The sequence below is a fragment of the Paenibacillus sp. FSL H8-0332 genome (assembly GCF_037963835.1).
GTDB lineage: Bacteria > Bacillota > Bacilli > Paenibacillales > Paenibacillaceae > Paenibacillus_AQ > Paenibacillus_AQ rhizoplanae.
On record NZ_CP150145.1, the window covers coordinates 2336052 to 2358029 of the forward strand.

Here is a 21978-nt window from a genome sequence, read left to right on the forward strand (position 1 = left end):
ATGATGAAGGAAAGATTGGATGTAATTACAGCAAAAAAAATGAGCCTGTACACTAGCGGGATGTGGGTCTCTCTCCTCATAGGCTTGCTATATATGGGAATAGGCATTCTGATGCCTATTGATCCGGCGGAGAAATACAGAGGAACGGAATTCTATGAGCAAATTGCCGCCCATCCGTTTATTCCGCATTTATGGAGATATATCTTCGTAGCGATCGGCTTCTTGTCCATCTACTGGATATCGGCAGCAGTTTCAACATTGAGATCCAAAAGCTATGAATGGGAAGGCTTTTACAAATGGGTAACCATTGTTGGTTATGGCGGCGCCGGCTTGCTGTCCTTGGAGTGGATGAGAGAAATTTTTATTATGAAGGTTATGACTTTGTATTCCACAGGCAATGAAATGTACCGGGTAGCCTTGGAAGTAGCCGCCTTCCCGCTCGACCCAGACTTTATCTGGATGTTTGGCGGCTTTGGATTATGGTATCTGGTAACTTCGCTGTTGGCCAAAAGAAATCAGGTTTTCTCCTCCAAGCTTAACATTTTGGGCATTATCGTAGGACTGGATTTGATCATCACCATGGTTTTTGCAATGACGGACACCATCATTTATTTCGATGGCGGTCAGATGACAGTTATGCAGATTACGGCTCTCCTCGGCGGTATTATGGGGGCTGTGTATCACATCTGGATGTTCTTTGATATGAGAAAGAATCAAGCGCAGTTCGAAAAAAGCATGACAACCTTGCTGGAGCAAAAAAAGAGTGCGGCATAAAGGCATGCAACCCATCCTAACTAAAAACAGGCTCGGATTTTCACTCAAAGGCCTTATTATTCTTTTGTTGGTATTGCTTCCTAATCTGCTATTTTACGCATTTGCGATAAACGGAACTGCCGGAACCGGGGAGGCCTTTAACAACAAGGTTGAAATGATTAGTTATATTGAACGTGTTAGCCAGGTGTTACTCATGCTTGTATTAATTTTCCGCGTAAATAAAAGTTCTCCGTCATTGCAAAGCAGGTATGTGTTTGGAATGGCCGTATTTTTACTGCTCTATTACGCTTTATGGATTCGTTATTTTGCGGGCGGGATGGACTATACCTTGATCAGCGGGACTTTTTTCGTATTCATGGGGATGTCCATCTTCCCGGCCGTGTATTTCGCTTTAGCAGAGAAATGGCTGGGGGATCATTTGGGAGTGGGGATCGCCATTACCTTTGGGGTATTCCATACCCTTAACACCTATCTGAATTTTGCAGCTTAATGAGAATAGTGGAGGGTAACATGAAACAAGAGGTTAAACCATGGTTTTTTTTCAAAAGAAATATCGAAAAGTCCGAAATCAGATTACGCTTGTTTTTGTTCCCTCCTGCGGGCGGGGATGTTTCAACCTTTTTGCACTGGGAAGAGCAGATGCCGCGGGATGTGGAGACCTGCTTGATCAGACTGCCGGGCAGAGGGGCCAGAATAACGGAGCCGGCCATTGATAATGTGGATATACTTACAGATCTATTGCTCCAGGAAATGAAAGAGTACACGGATGTGCCCTACGTGTTGTTCGGGCATAGCATGGGAGGGCTGGTCTCCTATGAGCTGACGCAAAAAATATATAAGCAGGGGCTTAACTTACCGGAATATGTAATTATATCAAGCATGAAAGCACCCAACTATATGAACAAGTTCACGGAGAGTCTGACCGAAGACGGAAATGACAAATTATATCTGAAGAGCAATGCTGAATTTATGGATACAATCATCAGTCTTGGCGGAATCCCGGACGCTTTCAGTGAAAACAGAGAGTTTCTGGAATTAATCCTGCCTACCTTTAGAAAAGACATGAAAATGTGTGAAACGTATAATCCTGAGACTGCGCAAGCCGTCCCGGTGTCATTTGATATCTATGGCGGGAACCGGGATAGCATTGCTACTAAGAAAGAACTAGAGGGATGGAAGAAATACACCACCCAAAAATACGTACTTACCCTCTTTCAGGGGAACCATTTTTATTTTATGGATAATCCCAATATGCTGCTGTTCCATCTGCGCAATAAATTAATGGATATAGGGAATAAGCTTACGGATCAAGCTCAGAGAGAGGCACTATAACACCAGCTTGCCATTTAAAAAGAGTGGAGGATGAAAGATGAATGTGATTCAAATCGATAACCTGGTCAAAAAATTTGGTGACTACACAGCAGTAAACGGACTCAATCTGTCCATTGAAAAAGGAGAGGTATTTGGTCTGTTAGGCCCGAATGGAGCCGGCAAGAGTACCACGATTAATCTGGTATGCGGCCTGCTTCATGCGACGTCGGGAAACATCAGGCTATTCGGAAATAAGGTGGAGGATGAAAAAAGAAAGCTGGGCTTTGTCCCGCAAAACATTGCCCTGTATGATAATTTCACTGCGTATGAGAACGTTAAGTTCTTTGGTGAGCTGTATGGACTGAAGGGGAAAGAATTGGAGAATGGAATCGATGAAGCCTTGGAATTCACCGGCCTGTCCGATGTCAAACGTAAAAAAGCGAAGACGTTCTCCGGCGGGATGTTAAGACGATTGAATATTGCTACTGCCTTGGTCCATCAACCACAGATTCTTATTATGGATGAGCCAACGGTCGGGATTGATCCTCAGTCCAGAAACCACATCCTGAAGTCTGTCCAGCGGTTAAATGAGAAAGGCGTGACGATTGTCTACACAACACATTATATGGAGGAAGTTGAAGCGATCTGTAATCGCATAGCCATTATTGATAAAGGCCAGGTTATTGCTTCGGGTACAAAGAAAGAATTAACGGATCTGATCAATGATAAGAAATCTTTGCAGTTAACTGTCGATGATGCTCTTGAACTGGATAAGGAAGCAATCTCACTTATTGATGGCGTGGTTAATGTGGAAATCAATGACAACCTGATCCAGGTGGAGTCTTTGAAAGAAAATGATAATTTGAATGCAATTATTGCATACGTAAACAGCAAAAATGTGAAAATCAAAAGTATCGGCACCACAGATGTTACTTTGGAAACTGTATTCCTGACATTGACAGGGCGCAAATTACGCGACTGACCATAGAGTCTAGAGGAAAGGAAGATCATATGTTTCAGATCATAAAGAAAATCATTAAAAATCAAATCAGAAATCCAAAGTGGTTATTATTCTTGATGATATTCCCTATCTTTTTAATGATTCTGATCGGTTCGATTCTGACCGGAGCCTTCTCTGACAAATCAAACCTGACCATGGTTGATGTTGCATTGCTCAATCAATCGGAAGGAATGGCAGCCGAGGTTATTGATGCCTTAACCACAGCCTCTGTATCCATTGAAAAAGATTACGGGATAAAAATGGGCTACACCGGCTCAGAGAAAGAAGGTAAAAAAGAGGCGCGGGTGAACAAAAAGGTATTCGTGCACCTGGATAAGGAGAAGATCCTGGTCTACGGAAATGAATCGGAGCCGTTAAATACGGCCAGAGTGGTAGCCTTATTCCGAAGCGTGGCCAGCAGCATCCAGACGGTTAAGGAAGCCTATAAAATTGACGGGGAAAAAGCGATTGAACTGATTGGCGCGGATAATGCGACGTATGAAGTGCCTGTAGAACTGATTCCATCCAAAAGTGCCATGAGCTCCTATGATTATTATGGGGTGGTGGAATTAACGCTTATGGTGATGTATATGATGCTGATTCCCATTGGGGATTTATTTACGGATAAAAGAACCAAAATCAAAGAGAGAATTTTACTTACAGGACTTAGCAGGGTGAAGTATTATCTCGCTTCCTTGGCCGCGTACTCTATTTTTGCCTTTGTGGTATTTATTCCAGCCTTTATTTTCTCAATAACCTACCTGGACGTAAACTGGGGCAATTATTCTTTATTCATGTACCTGTATATTGTTTTATTTGCCATCTTCAATGTAGCTCTAGGCATGTTATTGGCCCAATTATTAAAAGCGCGCGGCAAAGTGGATGTGATTCTGTCTGTGATTATTCTGCCGATTTTCTCCTTTCTCGGGGGATCGTATACACCATTTCCTTACGATATGGACGGCGTATTCGGCAAAGTCTTGTTGGTCTCCCCGTTAAGATGGGTGAATGTTGGTATTTTAAAAAGTACCTACGCGCATGACAACCAAATGATATGGGTAAGCTCTGCCATATTTCTCCTTTTAATATTCGTCAGTCTATTTATAGTTGTTGCCAAAGAAAAGAAGGAGGAATTAAGAGCATGAGAACATTTTATGCATTAATAAAAAATAACTTAAGAATTACGATAATGCATAAACCGATTTCTTTTCTGTTAATGACCATCACTCCGATTATTGTCTTAATCATTGCCAGTAAAATGGTCAGTTACTCGACAACCTTTGTTAACGTGGGCATTGTGGATGGAGATAAAACCCGGGCCTCGGAAGCCATCACCCAAATTGTTGACGGCCTGGATGGCATCAAGGTCTTCAAGATGAATGAGAATGAAGTGGAGGCCAATTTTCAAAGTAATAAAATAAATACAGCCTTGGTTATCCGCAGCGGATTCCAGGATGGGTTGTTAAATAATTCTATCGAGCATCTTGTGGTGAAAGGAAACGAAGAGCAAAACGTATATACCTTGCTTCAGGCTATCCTCAAAAATCATTTGTTGAATTTACGCAACTTGGGCAAGATTTCAGGGGGGGATGCTGCTGTATTCGAGAATGCGGTAGGCAATTATATCGCCAGCTCTGAGTTTGTGGAGAAAACCTCTCTTAACGATTTGTATACGGAATACAACAACTCCAATATCTTTGTCGGTTTTTTGATCTTGTTTATTTTCTTCAATTCCTCGGCCATAGCGAATGTAATTAATATTGACAGGGAGCGAAATATTTACTCCAGGATCTTCCTCTCTCCGGCCAAAGTATGGATGTATTATCTGTCCAATGTACTCTGCAATTTGGTCATCGTCGCCTTTCAAATTCTGGCCGCAATCCTCAGCATGGAATACTTCACGAATACCTCCATTGGCGTGGAGCCCGGTGTGCTGTTCTTGATTCTCTTCCTGACGGCTATGGTGGCTGTCTCTTTGGGGACATTCTATGTTTCCATTACGGAAGAGGCGGATGCTGCTTCAATGATTTCCAATTTTGCGAACCTGCTGATTGTTATCTTGGGCGGCTGCTTTATTCAGGTGGAACTGTTTCCTAAATTAATCAATGCCATTTCCTATATTTCACCGGCAAGATGGGCTATGGGAAGTATTCTGGATTTACAGCAAGGATTAACCTTGGGGGATATAGCTGGAAAGGCGGTTTTACTTGGCGGAATGGCAGCGTTGATTCTAGCCATTTCGGTAATCATAACCAGCAAGCGGGAAAAGAAATTCAGAAGTCTTTCCTAAAGTGGCAACGAATTCAACTAGACAAGGATAGGAATATAACTATGGCAGAACTCTATTATATGAATATCGAAGACCCCATAAGTGCTGAAGATTATCAGACGTTACTGGGCACATGTGCTTCAGACAAAAGGGAAGCCATACACAAATTCAGATTTGAGGCAGATCGAAAAAGAACATTGTACGGGGAAGTGCTGGCCAGATTCATGATCGCGAAGAAAACTGGAGTTACGATGAAAGACATTGAATTTGACAAAAATCCATACGGAAAACCTTATGTAAAGGATCAGAATGAGATATTTTACAATATATCTCATTCTGGAAAGTATGTAGTCTGCGGATTGGATACTGAGGATATTGGAATAGATATTGAAGAAATTCGGGACATTGACTTGGATATTGCTAAACGCTTCTTCCATGCCAAAGAATATGAGGATATCATTTCTCGGGAAATAAGAGAGCAGGTTCATTCGCTGTATGATTTCTGGACGTTAAAAGAAAGTTATATTAAGTTTTTGGGAGTCGGGCTGAGTAAGCCGCTGAACTCATTTTATTTCATGATTAATGGAGAATCCGTACAGCTCTGCTCCCAAGAAGACCATACAGTTTATTTTTACCGTTACTTGCTACAGGATAATTACAGGCTTGCCGTTTGCGTAAGCACACCTGATCATATCCATATGGAAAAAATATCACTTCATGACCTTGTAGCCTATATTAAGAGTGAAAGTTAATGGATAAAATCTGGTAAGGAGTTCCTGGCATGAAGAAAATAGTTGCGATTTCCGGAGCATTAAGCACTTTGTTTTTTTTGATACATCTTATAGTGGCCTGTATCTATTACGCAGGAATCATGCCGTATGGATATATTCATATGACAATCGGCGGAATTCTGTCCATTGTCATGTCCGTCCATATGCTTTCCGCTATCTTCCTGATGGTGAAAAATCGCCAAAGGGATAAACAAGCCAAACAATATCCGCAGCTGAATATGGGCACTGTAATCCAGTCCGCAACTGGTATTTTCACAGGGATATTTTTATTGGTGCATATCCTGGTGATTGAATTAAGTAAAAGGATAGACGGGACTATGTTTAATATTATTTATGTTTCGGCAGAGTTTTTGTTTCTCTTAACTGTAGGTCTGCATATGGCCATCAGCGTGCCCAAGCTCTTTATATCCATGGGAGTCATTAAAAAACGGGAGAATTACCCGCTCTTCATCAGAGGGACCTATGTCTTCTTAGCCTTGGTGCTGGTGATGTATATGGGTTCCCAAATTATGTTCTGGGCAGCATAGACAGCTGGGTGAAGCTGTTGTCTGGGGAGAGAGAGGAGTGTCAGCATTCGGATGAAGAATATACTTGTAATGGGCAGTGGCCTGGCCGGAATGACGGCAGCGCTGAAGCTTGTGGAAGAAGGAGCAGCTGTTACCTTGGTGTCACCGGCTTATTCAGAGAGAGCACAGTCTGTAATGGCCATGGGCGGAATTAATGCTGCCTTGAATACCAAACAAGAAGATGATTCGATAGATGAGCATTTTGAGGATACCATGCGGGGAGGCAGTGATCTTAATGACCCTGAAGCCGTGGTTAATCTGGTACATAGGGCTCCGGAGATCATCCGCTGGCTTGAAGAAATCGGTGTGAATTTCACCCGGGATGAGAACGGCAGAGTGGATTTACGGAATTTCGGCGGACAAAAAAAGAAACGTACTGCCTACGCCGGTGCGCGTACCGGTAAACAAATTGCCACAGCAATCATAGCTAAATGCCGGAAATATGAAGCTGCTGGCCAAATTAAGCGGCTGACGGGTTGGAGATTCCACTCCCTATTAATAGAGGGTCAGGAATGTGCGGGTGCTGTTCTGTTGCACGAAAACACGAACGCGCTGCAAAGCCTGGTTGCCGATGCTGTGATTATGGCCGTCGGAGGGCCGAATGGCGTTTTCGGAAAAACTACCGGCTCCAGATTAAATGATGGCTATGCCGCGGGAATGCTGCTTGAACAAGGGGTCGAATTTTCGAATCTGGAGATGATTCAATATCATCCTACGACAGTACATACCCCTTCCAAACGTATGCTGATTACGGAGGCTGCACGTGGCGTCGGAGGAAGATTGTACGTCATCAAAGAGGGGCAGCCCTGGTACTTCATGGAGGAGTGGTTTCCGGGATATGGGGCATTAATGCCGCGTGATGTGGTGAGTCAGAGTATCTATAAAGTATGTAATGAGATGAAGCTGGGCATTAACGGGAGCCAGGAGGTTTATTTGGATGTCTCTCATCTGTCCCCGGAAATTATTGATGTACAGTTAGACGAGGTTGTCAGCATCTGTTCGAAATTCTTAAAGGTCAACCCGTATAAGGAACCCATTCCAGTTGCTCCAGGGATTCATTACTTTATGGGGGGAATCAAGACGGATAAGAATCACACAACGAATATAGCGAGACTTTTTGCCGCAGGAGAATGCTCCGCTCAATATCATGGGGCAAACAGACTGGGCGGAAATTCGTTATTAGGCGCGATTTGTGGAGGATGGGTTGCAGCCGAAAGCGCTCTAATGGTCAGCCCAATGGATACTGCTGCCGCAGACAAAATAGGTGAACAGCAGCTGGAGACAGCAAATCAGGAGCTGCAGCATTGGGAGAAGAGGGCGAATACTTCTATAAAAGGCTATTTTCAGATCAAACAAGAATTATCAGAGCTTATGTATGGCGCCATGGGTATATATAGAAAAGAGAGACAGCTGCTTGAAGCCAAAAAAAGGCTGGAGGAAATGAACAACGACACCGCACAGTCATGGTATCATCATCATTTTTATGAATACAAAACATTATCAGCCAATATTTTATTGGCAAGGGGAATGGTCGAGTCGGCATTGGCCAGAAAAGAGAGCCGGGGGGCACATCAGAGAATCGATTATAGTGAAAAAAATGATACACAATTCAAGAAATCTACGAATGCAGTATTTCTGAATAATAGTATCTGCATTGAGTTTAATTAAGAAAAGAGGCAGTACTATGAGTATCAGGATTAATATCAAGCGGCAGGAAAATGGGGCGAAGGAAGCCTACTGGCAGAGCTTTGAATACTCGGGTGAATTACATGTATCCATAGGGACTCTAATTAATAATTTGAATAGTGAAATGCTGGAAAAGGACGAGGGAGAACGGCCCATCCGCTGGGACTGCAGCTGTGAACAGGGACTGTGCGGAGCATGTGCAATGGTGGTTAATGAGAAGCCGGTACTGTCCTGCCAATTATTTTGCGATGATCTGGTACAAGAGCACAATGAAATTACGATTCATCCCCTAAGTAAATTCCCGGTCATAAGCGATTTGGCAGTGGACCGGAGTCAAATGTTTGAAGTGATGAAGGACATGAAGCTATGGCTGGAAGATCCGGCAAAGGTTAGAACCGCCAGTTTAACGCTGCAGTATGAAGTGTCCCAATGTCTGATGTGCGGCAGTTGTCTGGAGGTCTGCCCCAATTACAGCCTGGGTGAGTTATTTACTGGAATGTCCTCCGCGATGTCGATGACTAATCTGACCTTATTAAGTGAGGACAAAGCCTATAAAAAACAATATACCCAAAGAGTATATGATGGCTGTTCCAAATCTCTTGCCTGCCAGGAGGTTTGCCCCATGGACATTCCGATTGTGGAGGCAATCTCCAAAATGAATAGAGTATCGGTCTGGGGAATGTGGAACATGTTTGGGAAACATGGATAAGCTGCAACGGATAGATTGCATTAACAAACTACTATAGCGGAGGACACACCATGAAACAACTCTACATCAAGCAAAAGATATTCAGCATAGGCGAGAAGTTTACGGTGAAGGATGAACGGGAACAGGATGTGTATTACGTAGAGGGCAGCTTCATGCGGATTCCAAAGACCTTCTCGATTATGAATGCAGGCGGAAGGGAAGTTGCACAGATTACGAAGAAGGTGTTCAGCTTCCTGCCCAAGTTCTTCGTGGAAGCGGATGGCCGTGAGGTGCTCACGATCAAGAAGGAGCTGTCGTTCTTCAAGGCGCGCTATTCCATAGATTCGGCGGATATTGAGGTGCACGGGAACTGGTGGGATATGGATTTCCAGGTTTTGCAACGCGGGGCGGTCGTCGGGGAAGTGAGCAAGAAGTGGTTCACCTGGGGCGACAGCTACAGTGTGCAAGTATGGAATGAGGAGCTGGAGGCGATCATCATCGCGATTGTGGTCGCCATTGACTGTGTGAAGAGTGATGAAGCTTCGGCTTCTAATCAGTAGCTATTAACAATCCTTTCAATTAGACCCTCTCCGGGCGGAGAGGGTTTTTGGTGTGCGCCGGCATGTTAGAATAGATCAATTACGAGCCTGCTTAGATCATTGTTTTGGGCCAGGGGGTCTATTAGAATTTAGGGGTAAGCAACTATGTGCATGTAAAGGAGACGGTAATATGCTTAGATTGGTCAATGTGGAGAACGGTACGGTCAAAGGCTTGCCCGCAGCCGATCCCCGGATTACGAGCTTCAAGGGAATACCGTTCGCAGCTCCGCCTGTAGGCGGGAATCGCTGGCGGGCACCGCAGCCAGCCGAAGACTGGGAAGGTGTACTGCAAGCCCACGAGTTCGCACCGGTCTCCATGCAGGTCAGACAGGAGCTGGATGATAACAATATCTATACCCGTGAATGGGCGGTGGAGCCGGACATTGCGATGAGCGAGGATTGCCTGTATCTGAACGTGTGGACTCCGGCCAAGCAGGCGGACGAGAAGCTCCCCGTCTATGTATGGTATTTCGGCGGCGGGCTGCAGGTGGGCCATCCGGCAGAGATGGAATTCGACGGCGAACGGATTGCCCGCAGAGGTATCGTAGTTGTGACTATTAATTACCGGCTGAATATCTTCGGCTTCCTCTGCCATCCCGAGATTACGGCTGAATCGCCCGAGGCGCCCGCTAACTTCGGCAACCTTGACCAGCAAGCGGCTACCCGCTGGGTGAAGCGTAACATTGCAGCCTTTGGGGGCGACCCGGATAACATTACCATCGGCGGGCAGTCAGCGGGTGGCGGAAGTGTCATGAGCCAGCTTACCTCTCGACAGAACGAAGGCCTGTTTCAGCGGGCGATTGTTGAAAGCGGTATCTTCACCAGGCTGTATCCGGGAACGCTGCTGCCTCCTATGCGCAGTGATCTGCAAGAGGCTGAACGTGATGGTATCGAGTTCTTCAAATATTTGGGGGTATCCACGCTTGCGGAAGCCCGGAAGCTGGATGCGGTCTATCTGCGGGACAAGGCAGTAGCGCTTGGCGGGTTCTGGGGCACCGTTGCCGACCAGAAGTTCCAGGTGGGGAATCCGTTCGATCTGTTCGTGCAGAATAGACGCTTGCAGGTGCCGGTTATGCTCGGCCATACCTCCTCCGAGTTCTTCAGCACTCCGAAGGTGCAGTCCTATGAGGAGTTCAAGCAGCTTGCAGCGGACATGTTCGGGGAGGATGCGGAGACCTTCCTGAAGCTTAGCGGCGCACGGCCGGATGCCGTTCAGGAAGCGGCGGAGCGGGCAGCGGTAAGCGGGATCGAATACGCGATTCGTATTGCCGCGCAGGCGAACGCGGATACCGGAGGAGAAACGCCGCTCTATTACTATAACTTCGATGCCGAGATTCCGGGCTGGGATAATCCGGGCACCTTCCACTCTGTGGATCTGTGGTTCTTCTTCGAGACGCTGGCCAAGTGCTGGCGGCCGTTTGTCGGCAAGCATTACGATCTGGCCCGCCAGATGTGCAATTACACCGCACACTTCATTCGTACCGGTGACCCGAACGGACCGGATTCCACAGGCGAAGAATTGCCGCGCTGGGAGCCGTACACCCCGGAAGCACCTTACGGGATGCTGTTCGCAGACAAGGCTGAATTTTCCAAAGAACAGCCGGGTGAGATCATGAATTTTCTGGTGCAGCAGTATTTTAAGAAGGCTGGTAGCCCGGTCTGAGGCGGATGTGATTCAGCCAACTGCTGACGGGCAGCGGCCGGAAGCCTGATAGGCTCTGAAGTCACGGCGGCGAAGCCCCGGCCTTGGCCTGTCGCTGGTAATTTCGTGGTGTGTACCCGGTCACCTGCTTGAATTGCCGGCAGAAATGCTCCACATTCGGATAGCCGCACCTTGCAGCGACCTCGGCGATGCTCTCGGTGCTGTGGATCAGGTACTCCTTGGCCATGCGAATCCGGCTGTTGATGACATCCTCCATGCAGGAGAGTCCGAAGTTTTTTTTGTAGATACTCTGGAGATAGCCTGGACTGATCTCAAGCACATCGGCCATTCTGGAGACGGTCCAGTATTCTCCCGGGTTAGTCTGAATTAACGTGCGCAGCTTCAGCAGCTTGTAGTATTGCGGGGTAATATTGTCCTGAAAATAGGATTCCCACAGCTTGTTGAACAGCGCGCGCAGGAGCAGATCGATGGAGGAGGCTTTGCAGTCCCCGCCCATATGATGCTCGCTGGCGAGCAGCTCAAGCAGCTTTTGGCAATAGTCAGGGTCGCTAAGCGCAAAGGGGAGACCTAAGGGAAGCGGAGATTCGGTAACATAAGGTTCACTGGATTCAAAACGAATCCAGTCATTGATGAACTGGCCGGCGCAGGCCTGATAATACACCTTCTGCTGCGGCTGGTAGAGAACTACGCTGTGGGCAGGGTATTGCTTGAGTCCGCCATGCACCCAGAATAGCGCCGGTGTCTTGGTAATAACCAGGAGCCAGTGTGCGCCAGCGGGAACATCTACAACGAAATTCGAAGCGTGTGTCGTATTGCACTCGACATAGTGAATAAGTGCCATTCGCGCTCTCCTCCTAATGAATCTCGCGGAATTCACCTGGCGTAATTCCTTCGGATTCCATGAATTTTTTGTTGAAGTAGCTGATTCCCGGATACCCGGAGACGATGGCAACCTCTTTAATGGACATAGAGGGGTTGCCCAGCAATAATTGCTTGCTTGTTTGAATCCGGCATTTGGTGATATAAGAGACCGGTGTCATTTTCGTTGCTTTTTTAAATAGACTGCAGAAGTAATTCGGTGTCAGTCCTGCTTTGCTTGCCCACCATTCCAGCTCAAAGGGAAGGTGGGCTTTTTTTTGCATTTCGGGCAATAGCGCGGTTATTTTGTCCAGGTGATTGGTGCTGCGGTAGGATGAATATGGAAGCGAATTGCTTACAAATTCAATGATCACACTATAGGTTAAGGTGGAGATCCGGGAGGGGCGGAGGAAATTATAGTGTTCAAGCTCATGAAATAAATCCTCGAAAGCCGATTGTAGCAGAGAAGCATTCTTCAACGTCCAGATCGAAGAACCGGAATACCGGTTATCCAGAAAGTAAGCCGGGAGTGCACTGCCATTAAACTGAATCCAGAAGATATTCCACGGGTCCGACTCCGAGCAGTAGTAACGCATACGGTCGTTCGGAAAATGGAGAAAAGCATCTCCTGCGCCTAATGTGAAGGTTCTATCCTCTATTTCAATGAACCCACTTCCACTGGCGATATAATGCAAACTGAAATCTCTGACACCATTCGGCCGGTTCACGTTATGGTCGTCCGGCTGGATGAAGTTACCCAAGGAGTGCGGAAAGCAGAAAAACCGGAATTCTGTAAAATTGGGTAAGCAATAGGTTCGCATGTGATCCTCTACCCGCCTTTCCTCTACCATATAAAATCTTAATATAGTTTTAGTAATAGTATAATATTATTATTTCGTCAAGGGATATTGATCATTATAATGAGAAGAATAATATATTTTAGTTTTAGAAAGCGGTGCCTGATATATAAAAATGACAACGCTTTCTAGAAAATATCAGCTTACGCCGCCGTCCCCGGAAAAGCTAAACTACAGATAAAGGAGGAACGAAAATGCAGCTTGAAAGCAACGTAACCGGTCCGCTGACCAACCGGGACCAAATATGGAAGCGGTTCAAAAAACAAAGGGTGCTCCATTTATTTGTCGCGCTGGGCATGATATTTCTGGTCATTTTTTCCTATACGCCGATGTTCGGTATTCTGATGGCGTTTAAAGACTACAGCATTTCAGACGGTATCAAGGGCATTTTTACCAGTGATTGGGTGGGACTAAGGTATTTCGATGAATTTGTACATGATTATCAATTCGGCAAGATCGTCAGGAATACACTTGTGCTCAGTTTCTTAAAGGTGATTTTCGCTTTTCCAGCCCCTATTATACTGGCCATTCTGCTGAACGAAGTGAAGAGTATGCCGTTCAAGCGGTTTGTCCAGACGATCAGCTATTTGCCCCATTTTATTTCATGGGTTGTGGTTGTGGGGGTCTCCTATGCGTTCCTGTCCGCAGACATCGGTCTTGTGAATAGAGCGCTGCTGGAAGCGGGGTTCATCGACCAGCCGCTTAATATTCTGACGAGTCCCAATTATTTCTGGGGCTTGGCTGTGGGGAGTGCTGTGTGGAAAGAGATGGGCTGGTGGACGATTATTTTTCTGGCGGCTATTACAGGCATCAATCCTTCTCTCTATGAAGCCGCAGAGATTGACGGGGCAGGAAGGCTGGCCCGTATCCGCCATATCACACTGCCGGGAATGAAGGGGACCATCGTTGTCGTGCTGGTTCTGACCATCGGCAGCATTCTTGGAGGCGGGCTGGTAGGCTCTAACTTTGAGCAAGCTTATCTGCTGGGGAACAGTATCAATAATCCTACATCGGAGATTGTGCAGACCTATGCGTTTAAGGTGGGGTTAAGCGACGGACGATTCTCTTATGCAAGTGCGATTGATTTAATCCAGTCTGTAATCTCGGTTATATTGATTTTTTCCAGCAATTTCATTGCGAAGCGAGTCTCTGGCTCAAGTCTATTCTAGGGAAAGGAGCGGGAGTTGTGCTCAAGAGTCAAAAACAAAAAGATCTCGTGATGGACAGTACGATATATGTGCTTCTTTCCATTATTGGGCTAGCTATGCTCTACCCCTTTTATTATGTATTAATCGCTTCGTTTAACAAGGGATCAGACACATTGTTGGGCGGGATGTATTTATGGCCACGGAATATAACCTTCGAGAATTACAGAGTTTTTCTGGAGGACCCCAAATGGATGAAGGCATTTCTGGTTACTGTGGCCCGGACAGTATCGGGTACTGCGCTCGGACTGCTGCTCACCAGTCTGGTAGCATACGCGCTGTCTCACCGGGATCTGTTGTTCAGTAAATTCTATTTCACCTTGATTATATTTGCGATGTACTTCTCCGGCGGTCTGATTCCGTATTACGTGGTGCTTCGCTCGTTAGGCTTGCTGAATTCGTTCGGCGTGTACATTGTACCCTCTATGCTGAACACCTTTTTCCTGCTCATCGCCATCTCGTTCTTCCGGGAAATTCCCGGAGAATTGAAGGAATCCGCCCACATGGACGGCGCAGGGGAATTCGTTATTTACTTCCGGATCATCCTGCCGGTCTCAATGCCGCTGCTGGCTACAATGGCGCTGTTCATGGGTGTGGGCCAGTGGAACTCCTGGCTGGATTCCGCTTATTTCGTACAATCCGAGAATCTGAGGACGCTTACCTTCCGCATGATGGAAGTCATCAATCAGAGCAACGCCCCAATGGATTCGGTGGCTGTGGCCAACCGGCCTGGCGGCGGAGTTACCAGCTTTTCCTTGCAGGTCACCTCGATGGTCGTCTCCATCTTGCCGATCATCTGCGTGTATCCGTTCCTGCAGAAGTATTTTGTACACGGGATCATGCTCGGCTCTGTGAAAGGCTGATAAATAGGCTGAGATTGAAAAAACAATAGAAAAGAAGCAGGGAGAGATAGGAATTGCTTAGAGAAAATCTGGACCGAAACTGGGAGTTTGAACACGGGAAACCGTTCCACATTCATCGCAAGGGAGATGAACAACCACGGATCGTTCATCTGCCACATGACTTTACGATTGAAACGGACACCTGGGCGGATGCGCCCGGAGGGAGAGCCACAGGCTATTACGGCGGAGGCATAGGAACTTACACCAAGATGCTGGACATACCGGAAGAGGCGCAGGGACAACGGGTCGTGGTCGAATTCGACGGCGCTTATATGAACACCACTGTGGTGCTTAACGGACATACTGTAGCCCAGCATCATTACGGATATACGCCATTTCATGCTGATCTCACTCCCTATATCAAGCCGGGCCAGGCAAACCGGCTCGCGGTTACGGTGAATAACGCCGCACAGCCTAACTCCCGCTGGTATACGGGTTCAGGCCTGTACCGTCATGTGGATCTGCTGACCAGTTCTAAGCTGCATATCGTTCCTTGGGGAATATACGCCCATACCTCGCATATCGTCAACGGCACAGCCTTTGTTATTGTGGAGACCACGGTAGAGAATCATTCGGATACCCCTGCCAGTGTGTGGGTAGACCTTAAGCTGGAGAAGGAAGCCGTAGGAGGTGAGGCGGGAAGCGGCAGAGTGCAAGTCTATGTACCGGCAGCGCAGAAGGCCGTTGGCAGGGTAACAGTCGCTGTTGAACATGCCGAGTTATGGGATATTGATTCCCCGAATCTGTACCGGATTACCGCATCTCTGAATGGAAGCGATAAGCACTATGACAGCGATAGCACACTATTCGGCATCCGTACACTCACCGTAGATGTGAAGAATGGTCTAATGCTGAACGGACGCACTGTGAAACTGAAAGGCGGCTGTGTGCACCATGATCACGGGATTCTCGGAGCCGCTTCCTACAGGGACAGCGAATACCGCAAAATGAAGCTGCATAAGGACAACGGGTATAATGCCATTCGCTGCGCCCATAATCCGCCGTCAAGGGATATGCTGGATGCCTGTGACCGGCTGGGCCTGCTCGTTATGAATGAAGCCTTCGATATGTGGACGATGGACAAGAACCCGCATGATTACAGCTTATATTTTGAGGAGAACTGGAAGTCTGACATAGAGGCCTTTATTGTTCGGGACCGCAATCATCCCAGTATTATCATGTGGTCCACAGGCAATGAAGTCAACGAGCGCGGGGGGTTATCCCGCGGATATGAATGGGCTGCCCGACTGGCGGCATGGGTAAGGGAGCTGGACCCGACCCGTCCGGTTACCAACGCGGTATGCACCTTCTTCAGCGGGCTGGAGGATGAGGATCAGCAGCGGTTTTATGATGATCTCAAGAATCCGCCCAAGGAGTCGGCAGGCTTCGTCAACTTTGACACGGAGTTCGGCAAGCAGGTGTGGGATGGCTATACGGAAGCCTTCTGCGCTCCGCTGGATATTGTCGGCTACAATTATCTGATTCATCAATTCGATGCCGCTGCCCACAAATACCCTGACCGGGTGATCTGCTCAACCGAGAGTATAGCCAGAGATATGGATAAATATTGGGAAGGCGTGGAGCGTCATCCTTATATAATAGGCGATTTCAACTGGACCAGCTTCGATTATATCGGGGAAGCGGGCCTTGGCAAAACGATCTATACGGAACCGGACCAGGCGGATGAACAACGGAAAAAATTGCCTGAGTCCCCGTATCCATGGCGTCTGTCTTATGACGCGGATTTCGATCTGTGCGGCTTCGCCCGCCCCCAGCTTGCTTATCGGCGGATTGTCTGGGGCTCTGACGAAACCTTTATTGCCTCCCATCATCCCCAAAACTACGGCAAAACAGAGCTGATGAGCGGATGGGGCTGGACGGAATGCGAGCACGCCTGGAGCTGGAGCGGGTACGAAGGCGAACCTGTTACTGTCGAAGTCTACTCGGCGGCCGAGGAAGTTGAATTGATTCTGAATGGTAAAAGCTTGGGCAGACAACCCGCAGGCAAGGTTAACCGTTTCAAGGCACGGTTTGTTCTTACCTATATGCCGGGCATCTTGGAGGCTGTGAGTTATACCCAAGGCAGCAAAGGTTCGAGCGATGTGCTTCATTCCACGGGAGAACCTGCGGGAATCCGGATTGTTCCGGAGACAGAAGAGCTTGCTTCAGATGGACAATCGCTCTGTTACGCGGTTGTTGAAATAATAGACGCAGCCGGTAATTGTGTGCCGGAGGCCTCGCTTGTGGCGACTACCCGGGTAGAAGGTGCGGCTACGCTGGCTGCCTTCGGCACCGGCAGACCGCAGACAACTGAGAATTATACGACAGGCCACTTCACTTCCTTCAAAGGCAGACTGCTGGCCGTTGTCCGTGCAGGATATGAGCCAGGAATCTCCACGCTCACAGTCAGCGCTGACGGACTGGAGCCGGTAAGTCTGATTATTCCTGTTAAATAATGATACGGAGGGATTACATTGACAAAGACAACCAGCCGCAAGACGCTTACGGCAACACTGGCAGTTACCTTGGCCCTGGGACTGTTATCCGCCTGCGGCGGAGGCAATAGCAAGGGTACCAAGCAGGAAGGTGCTTCCGCAACAGCCGGAGCTGGAGCTGTGAAGGAATTATCCCTGTTCATTGATTTTCCCTGGTGGGCAACCAAGGAGTGGAAGGGGCCGATCGCGGAGAAAATCACCGAGCAGACTGGCGTTAAGCTGAATGTAACCGTAGCCACAGACGACAAGCAGCTTCCGCTGATGATTGCTTCCGGCGATCTGCCGGATCTGGTGCTCACCTCCAGCAACGTAGGCCGGATGTCCGATTCCAAGCTGTCCTATTCGTGGAATGAGCTGATCGAGCAATATGCGCCGGACTTCAAGCTGGAACCCACCCGAATTGCGATCAATACGATGGATGACGGTAACTTCTATACGGTCCGCAATGCTTTTGCCACCCAAGAAGAGATGGCCCAGAATAAATTTGCCCTTGGCGGGGACGGCAATCCGGGGATTGCGGTGCGTGAAGATATCCTGAAGGAACTGGGAAATCCCCCGATTAAGACACTGGACGACTTCGTGAAGGTGCTCGGTAGGGTCAAGGAGAAATATCCCGATATGGTACCGCTGGTCATGGACAAAAACTGGATCGAGCAGTATTTTCTCCAGCAGTTCGGGGCCGAGGCTCTGTTTGACAATTGGTACGAGCATGACGGGAAAGTGGATTATTACATCAGACAGCCGCAAATGCTGGAGTTCTTCAAATTTATGAACAGCTTGTACCGCAACGGCTACATACTGGCCGAGAACTTTGCATTTGCCAATGATCAGGTCGATGAACAGTATGCGACAAGCGGCAAAGCGTTCGCCCACGGCCACACAGTAGGTACTGCGGATACGGACAACAGCGCCATCCAGAAAAACAACGGTACGTTTACCTTCAAGATGCTGCCGAGCGCTTTGACGAAAGAAGCCAAGAAGGTTAGCACAGGGCTGGGCTTCGCCGGCACCTTCATCACCAAGAAGAATAAGAACGCGGAGGCTTCGATCAAGCTTCTCCAGTACCTGGCCAGCGACGAAGGCCGGAAGCTGACGATGTTCGGGGTGGAAGGCGAGCACTGGACATGGAACGAAGAGGGGCATCCGGATCTGAAGTACGATTCATCTGATCAAGACTTCATGAATGCCAACGGCATAGGTTGGTGGGTGCTGTACAACGACGGCGTAATGGAAGGCTTGAGGGGATATGTGCCGGGCAAGCAGAAGACGCAGGCGCTGATGGAGACGAAGGCGATCACGACCTACAAGCCGCAGCTCGGCCTGATCCAGACCCAACCGGATTCTGCGGAGAAAACGCTCAAGACCAAAATCGACGAGATGATCAAAAATGAAAAGGTCAAGGTATACCTGGCAAAATCTGAAGCGGAAGCGGTGGCAAGTTACGAGAATCTGGTGAAGACTGCCGAGAGCCTGGGCTTGCAGCAGCTGGTGGACTGGGCCAACGACACGTATCAGAAGAAGAAGGATTTGTTCAAGTAAGCCAAGGACAACCGGTAGAGGCGTCATGCCTCTACCTTATTTTGCTTTCATCATTACAGCAGGAGGAAGGGGACAGATATGAGAGTATTGATCGTAGACGATGAACCGTTGATCCTTAACGGGCTGGTGAAAATTATCGGGGAGGCGGCTCCGCTCGGGACGGAAGTCTTCAGAGCAGATAATGCGTTTGAGGCTCTGGAGCTCATGACAGAGTGTATGCCGGATGTGACGGTTACAGATCTTCATATGCCGGAGAAAAATGGCTTCGAGCTCATCGAGGCGGCCAGAGAGAGCGGACTGTGTGACCGTTTCATCATTCTGACGGGCTACGATGAATTTGAATATGTCCGCAGAGCGCTCCGCACAGGAGTGATGGATTATCTGCTGAAGCCGCTGGGCAAGGATGAGATTGCCGCTCTGCTGGAGCGGATTGAACAGGAGCTTCCCTCTGAAGCCGACCCGGAATACTCGAACCATGCGAAGCGCATTCTGGCGTATACCAAAACCCATTATATGAACGATCTGTCACTGGACCATCTGGGCGAATTGATGAGCCTTCATCCGAAATACATCAGCAGTCTGTTTAAAAGAGTGACTGGCGATACATTTGTCAATTATCTGAACGGATTTCGCATCAAGGAGGCCCAGAGGCTGCTCAGGTCCCATGGCCGGCTATCCGCGAACGCTATCGGCAAGAAGGTTGGGTTCGAGGACAAGCACTATTTCACCAAAGTCTTCAAGAAGTATACAGGAATGACGCCGGGCGCTTACCGCGATGAGGGCAAACTGGAGTATCCGGCGAGTGGCGAAGAAGCTTGCGGAGCCGCAGGGCTGGAGCTGCGAGATAAGCGCAGTTAAAGCGCAGTACTGGGATTTTTGTCAATGCCGGATAAGTGAAGTAAAAATGTGAGCGTTGTCAATAAACAGGCGTCTCCCCCATAATGAAAGCGTAACCAAATACAATCAACACTAATTGAACTGGGGGTTGACTATGAACAAAGGTACAAGAAATGGTCGGGGTCTACTGAAGAGTACGTCCATCTTGTTGTTGTCTGCACTGCTGTTGTCCGCTTGCTCGGGCAAGCTGGAATCCGGTAACGGCGGCAAGGAAGCGGCAGCCGGTAATGATCCGAAGCCAAGCGCAGCTGTTGATGAGAGTCCGCTCGGCAAATACGATCCTCCGATTGAGCTATCGTTCGTCAGAGATCTGAGCGATGTGGTAGAGAATAACGTGCTTGGCGTATTGAAGGATGAGACGATTGATAACAACCGCTGGACCAAGTTGTATGAGGATCAGCTCGGAATCAAGATCAAATATAACTGGATTGTGAAGGGCAGCCAGACCTCGGATCAATATCTGCAGAAGATCAATGTCACCCTGGCCTCCGGCGACTTGCCGGATGTGACTCCGGTCAACGCCACACAGCTCAAGCAATTGGCCGATTCTGACCAGATTGAGGATATGACGGCGTTATATGAAAAGTATGCCTCCCCGTTCACCAAAAAAGTGCTCGCGGGGGAAGGGACGAGTGTATTCGACGCAGCGACCTTCGACGGGAAGCTAATGGCGATTCCAAGCCTGGAATCCTCCATTGAACGGTCGATGTACATCTGGATTCGTACCGACTGGCTGGAGAAGCTGGGACTCCAGCCGCCGAAGACCATGGCGGATGTGCTTGCGATCTCCGAAGCCTTCGTGGAGAAGGACCCGGACGGGAACGGCAAGAAGGATACCATCGGACTCGGCATCACTAAGGATCTGTGGGGAGGGGCCATGGGGCTGGAAGGCTTCATGGCCGGGTACAACGCTTACCCGAATATCTGGGTGGATGACGGCAGCGGCAAGCTGGTCTATGGCAGCATACAGCCTGAAGTGAAGCAAGCGCTCCAGGTGCTCCAGGATATGGCCAAGAAGGGACAGCTCGACCAGGAGTTCGGGGTCAAGGACGGCGGCAAGGTCTCCGAGATGATCTCCGCAGGCAAGATCGGGATGGAGTACGGAGAGCAATGGAATTCCATCTGGCCGCTGCAGCTTAACCGTGACAATGATCCCAAGGCGCAATGGCAGGCCTTCCCGATTGTCTCGGAATCGGGCGATACGCCGAAGGTGCCGCTCAAATTCAGCACCACCCGTTTCTTCGCGGTCAAGAAGGGAGCCACGAACCCTGAAGCTGTAATCAAAATGTTCAATCTGCATGTGGAGAAGAACTGGGGCGAGACGGCCGAATTCGATAAGTACTATGCACCGCCGGAAGCGGAGAGTGTCTGGCAGCTGTCCCCGGTTACACCGTATCCGGTAACGAAGAACGTAGACGCCTTCCGTGAGATTGATGCTGCCCGAAAGGCAGGTGATTTCTCTACCCTGAAAGGCGAAGCCAAGACGATCCAAGGGAAGCTGGAGTCCTATGCTTCAGGTTCAACGGAAGGCTTCTCTCTATGGGGCTGGGAGCGGATCTATGGCGAGCAAGGCTCCATGGGAATAGCCGACCAGTACATCAAGAATGACCAGTTCCTGCAGGAGAAATTCGTCGGCGCTCCGACACCGACCATGGTCGAGCGCAAAACGACGCTTGAAAAGCAGCAGAATGAAATGTTTGTCAAAATCATTCTAGGTGATCCTATCGACAAGTTCGACCAGTTTGTGAAGGACTGGAAGAAGCTGGGCGGCGATCAAATTACGCAAGAGGTCAACGAATGGTACGCAGCGACTAAGAAATAAGGCGCCTTGGAGGAAGAAAACGACCTTTTCTTCCTCCATTCCATTCTTGCCCTGCA

The 21978-nt window shown here is 48.3% G+C and carries 20 protein-coding genes; 18 read left to right on the forward strand and 2 right to left on the reverse strand.

Annotation, left to right across the window (positions count from 1 at the left end):
- Window positions 1-15: 15 nt before the first annotated feature.
- The 12 genes from NST43_RS09990 to NST43_RS10045 all read left to right on the forward strand — a co-directional run bounded on the left by NST43_RS09990 (window position 16) and on the right by NST43_RS10045 (window position 11347).
- Window positions 16-774: a hypothetical protein gene (locus NST43_RS09990; protein WP_339224135.1), complete on the forward strand. Its 759-nt coding sequence runs from the start codon at window positions 16-18 to the stop codon at window positions 772-774.
- A complete protein-coding gene (locus tag NST43_RS09995) occupies window positions 764-1264 on the forward strand; it encodes a hypothetical protein (protein WP_339224137.1) in 501 nt (166 codons plus the stop codon). Before NST43_RS09990 ends, NST43_RS09995 begins: the two co-directional genes overlap by 11 nt.
- 8 nt (window positions 1265-1272) lie before the next feature.
- Complete coding sequence (locus tag NST43_RS10000; protein ID WP_339224138.1) at window positions 1273-2106, forward strand: alpha/beta fold hydrolase; 834 nt, start codon at window positions 1273-1275, stop codon at window positions 2104-2106.
- Between the two features lie 37 nt (window positions 2107-2143).
- Window positions 2144-3067, forward strand: coding sequence for an ABC transporter ATP-binding protein (locus NST43_RS10005; RefSeq protein ID WP_339224139.1), 924 nt, complete (start codon window positions 2144-2146; stop codon window positions 3065-3067).
- Between the two features lie 29 nt (window positions 3068-3096).
- Window positions 3097-4230, forward strand: a complete 1134-nt coding sequence (locus NST43_RS10010) for an ABC transporter permease (RefSeq protein ID WP_339224141.1) — start codon at window positions 3097-3099, stop codon at window positions 4228-4230.
- Window positions 4227-5375, forward strand: a complete 1149-nt coding sequence (locus tag NST43_RS10015; protein WP_339224143.1) for an ABC transporter permease — start codon at window positions 4227-4229, stop codon at window positions 5373-5375. The genes NST43_RS10010 and NST43_RS10015 overlap by 4 nt, the downstream gene beginning before the upstream one ends.
- A gap of 41 nt (window positions 5376-5416) precedes the next feature.
- On the forward strand, window positions 5417-6106 hold the full coding sequence (locus tag NST43_RS10020) for a 4'-phosphopantetheinyl transferase superfamily protein (protein ID WP_339224145.1): 690 nt from the start codon (window positions 5417-5419) through the stop codon (window positions 6104-6106).
- A 29-nt stretch (window positions 6107-6135) separates the two neighbouring features.
- On the forward strand, window positions 6136-6672 hold the full coding sequence (locus NST43_RS10025; RefSeq protein WP_209992458.1) for a hypothetical protein: 537 nt from the start codon (window positions 6136-6138) through the stop codon (window positions 6670-6672).
- Window positions 6673-6741: 69 nt separating this feature from the next.
- Window positions 6742-8379 carry an FAD-binding protein gene (locus tag NST43_RS10030; protein WP_339225387.1) on the forward strand — a complete coding sequence of 546 codons (1638 nt, stop codon included), beginning with the start codon at window positions 6742-6744 and terminating at the stop codon, window positions 8377-8379.
- A gap of 16 nt (window positions 8380-8395) precedes the next feature.
- The gene (locus tag NST43_RS10035) at window positions 8396-9106 is read left to right on the forward strand and encodes a 2Fe-2S iron-sulfur cluster-binding protein (RefSeq protein ID WP_339224146.1); all 711 of its coding nucleotides are present in this window, start codon (window positions 8396-8398) and stop codon (window positions 9104-9106) included.
- A 50-nt stretch (window positions 9107-9156) separates the two neighbouring features.
- Complete coding sequence (locus NST43_RS10040; protein ID WP_339224147.1) at window positions 9157-9645, forward strand: LURP-one-related family protein; 489 nt, start codon at window positions 9157-9159, stop codon at window positions 9643-9645.
- 169 nt (window positions 9646-9814) lie between these two features.
- A complete protein-coding gene (locus tag NST43_RS10045; protein WP_339224149.1) occupies window positions 9815-11347 on the forward strand; it encodes a carboxylesterase family protein in 1533 nt (510 codons plus the stop codon).
- Window positions 11348-11408: 61 nt separating this feature from the next.
- Here NST43_RS10045 and NST43_RS10050 read toward each other — a convergent pair whose 3' ends face one another.
- Together NST43_RS10050 and NST43_RS10055 are read right to left on the reverse strand one after the other, a co-directional pair.
- Window positions 11409-12188, reverse strand: a complete 780-nt coding sequence (locus tag NST43_RS10050; protein ID WP_339224151.1) for an AraC family transcriptional regulator — start codon at window positions 12186-12188, stop codon at window positions 11409-11411.
- Between the two features lie 13 nt (window positions 12189-12201).
- The gene (locus NST43_RS10055) at window positions 12202-12966 is read right to left on the reverse strand and encodes a helix-turn-helix domain-containing protein (protein WP_339224153.1); all 765 of its coding nucleotides are present in this window, start codon (window positions 12964-12966) and stop codon (window positions 12202-12204) included.
- Between the two features lie 290 nt (window positions 12967-13256).
- Here NST43_RS10055 and NST43_RS10060 point away from each other — a divergent pair, with 290 nt between their 5' ends.
- The 6 genes from NST43_RS10060 to NST43_RS10085 all read left to right on the forward strand — a co-directional run bounded on the left by NST43_RS10060 (window position 13257) and on the right by NST43_RS10085 (window position 21922).
- The gene (locus NST43_RS10060) at window positions 13257-14231 is read left to right on the forward strand and encodes an ABC transporter permease subunit (protein ID WP_209992452.1); all 975 of its coding nucleotides are present in this window, start codon (window positions 13257-13259) and stop codon (window positions 14229-14231) included.
- 230 nt (window positions 14232-14461) lie between these two features.
- Window positions 14462-15130, forward strand: coding sequence for a carbohydrate ABC transporter permease (locus NST43_RS10065; RefSeq protein WP_339224155.1), 669 nt, complete (start codon window positions 14462-14464; stop codon window positions 15128-15130).
- A gap of 53 nt (window positions 15131-15183) precedes the next feature.
- The gene (locus NST43_RS10070; protein ID WP_339224157.1) at window positions 15184-17625 is read left to right on the forward strand and encodes a glycoside hydrolase family 2 TIM barrel-domain containing protein; all 2442 of its coding nucleotides are present in this window, start codon (window positions 15184-15186) and stop codon (window positions 17623-17625) included.
- 18 nt (window positions 17626-17643) lie between these two features.
- Window positions 17644-19203, forward strand: coding sequence for an ABC transporter substrate-binding protein (locus NST43_RS10075; protein ID WP_339224159.1), 1560 nt, complete (start codon window positions 17644-17646; stop codon window positions 19201-19203).
- Between the two features lie 78 nt (window positions 19204-19281).
- Window positions 19282-20061: a response regulator gene (locus NST43_RS10080; RefSeq protein WP_209992450.1), complete on the forward strand. Its 780-nt coding sequence runs from the start codon at window positions 19282-19284 to the stop codon at window positions 20059-20061.
- A 133-nt stretch (window positions 20062-20194) separates the two neighbouring features.
- The gene (locus tag NST43_RS10085; RefSeq protein WP_209992449.1) at window positions 20195-21922 is read left to right on the forward strand and encodes an extracellular solute-binding protein; all 1728 of its coding nucleotides are present in this window, start codon (window positions 20195-20197) and stop codon (window positions 21920-21922) included.
- Window positions 21923-21978 lie beyond the last annotated feature (56 nt).

What these genes read in the sequence shown, in the direction of transcription:
- NST43_RS10005 (WP_339224139.1), top strand. Translation starts at nt 2,144, where the DNA reads ATGAATGTGATTCAAATCGATAACCTGGTCAAAAAATTTGGTGACTAC.
- NST43_RS10010 (WP_339224141.1), top strand. Translation starts at nt 3,097, where the DNA reads ATGTTTCAGATCATAAAGAAAATCATTAAAAATCAAATCAGAAATCCA.
- NST43_RS10015 (WP_339224143.1), top strand. Translation starts at nt 4,227, where the DNA reads ATGAGAACATTTTATGCATTAATAAAAAATAACTTAAGAATTACGATA.
- NST43_RS10020 (WP_339224145.1), top strand. Translation starts at nt 5,417, where the DNA reads ATGGCAGAACTCTATTATATGAATATCGAAGACCCCATAAGTGCTGAA.
- NST43_RS10025 (WP_209992458.1), top strand. Translation starts at nt 6,136, where the DNA reads ATGAAGAAAATAGTTGCGATTTCCGGAGCATTAAGCACTTTGTTTTTT.
- NST43_RS10030 (WP_339225387.1), top strand. Translation starts at nt 6,742, where the DNA reads ATGGGCAGTGGCCTGGCCGGAATGACGGCAGCGCTGAAGCTTGTGGAA.
- NST43_RS10035 (WP_339224146.1), top strand. Translation starts at nt 8,396, where the DNA reads ATGAGTATCAGGATTAATATCAAGCGGCAGGAAAATGGGGCGAAGGAA.
- NST43_RS10040 (WP_339224147.1), top strand. Translation starts at nt 9,157, where the DNA reads ATGAAACAACTCTACATCAAGCAAAAGATATTCAGCATAGGCGAGAAG.
- NST43_RS10045 (WP_339224149.1), top strand. Translation starts at nt 9,815, where the DNA reads ATGCTTAGATTGGTCAATGTGGAGAACGGTACGGTCAAAGGCTTGCCC.
- NST43_RS10050 (WP_339224151.1), bottom strand. Translation starts at nt 12,188, where the DNA reads ATGGCACTTATTCACTATGTCGAGTGCAATACGACACACGCTTCGAAT.
- NST43_RS10060 (WP_209992452.1), top strand. Translation starts at nt 13,257, where the DNA reads ATGCAGCTTGAAAGCAACGTAACCGGTCCGCTGACCAACCGGGACCAA.
- NST43_RS10065 (WP_339224155.1), top strand. Translation starts at nt 14,462, where the DNA reads ATGAAGGCATTTCTGGTTACTGTGGCCCGGACAGTATCGGGTACTGCG.
- NST43_RS10080 (WP_209992450.1), top strand. Translation starts at nt 19,282, where the DNA reads ATGAGAGTATTGATCGTAGACGATGAACCGTTGATCCTTAACGGGCTG.
- NST43_RS10085 (WP_209992449.1), top strand. Translation starts at nt 20,195, where the DNA reads ATGAACAAAGGTACAAGAAATGGTCGGGGTCTACTGAAGAGTACGTCC.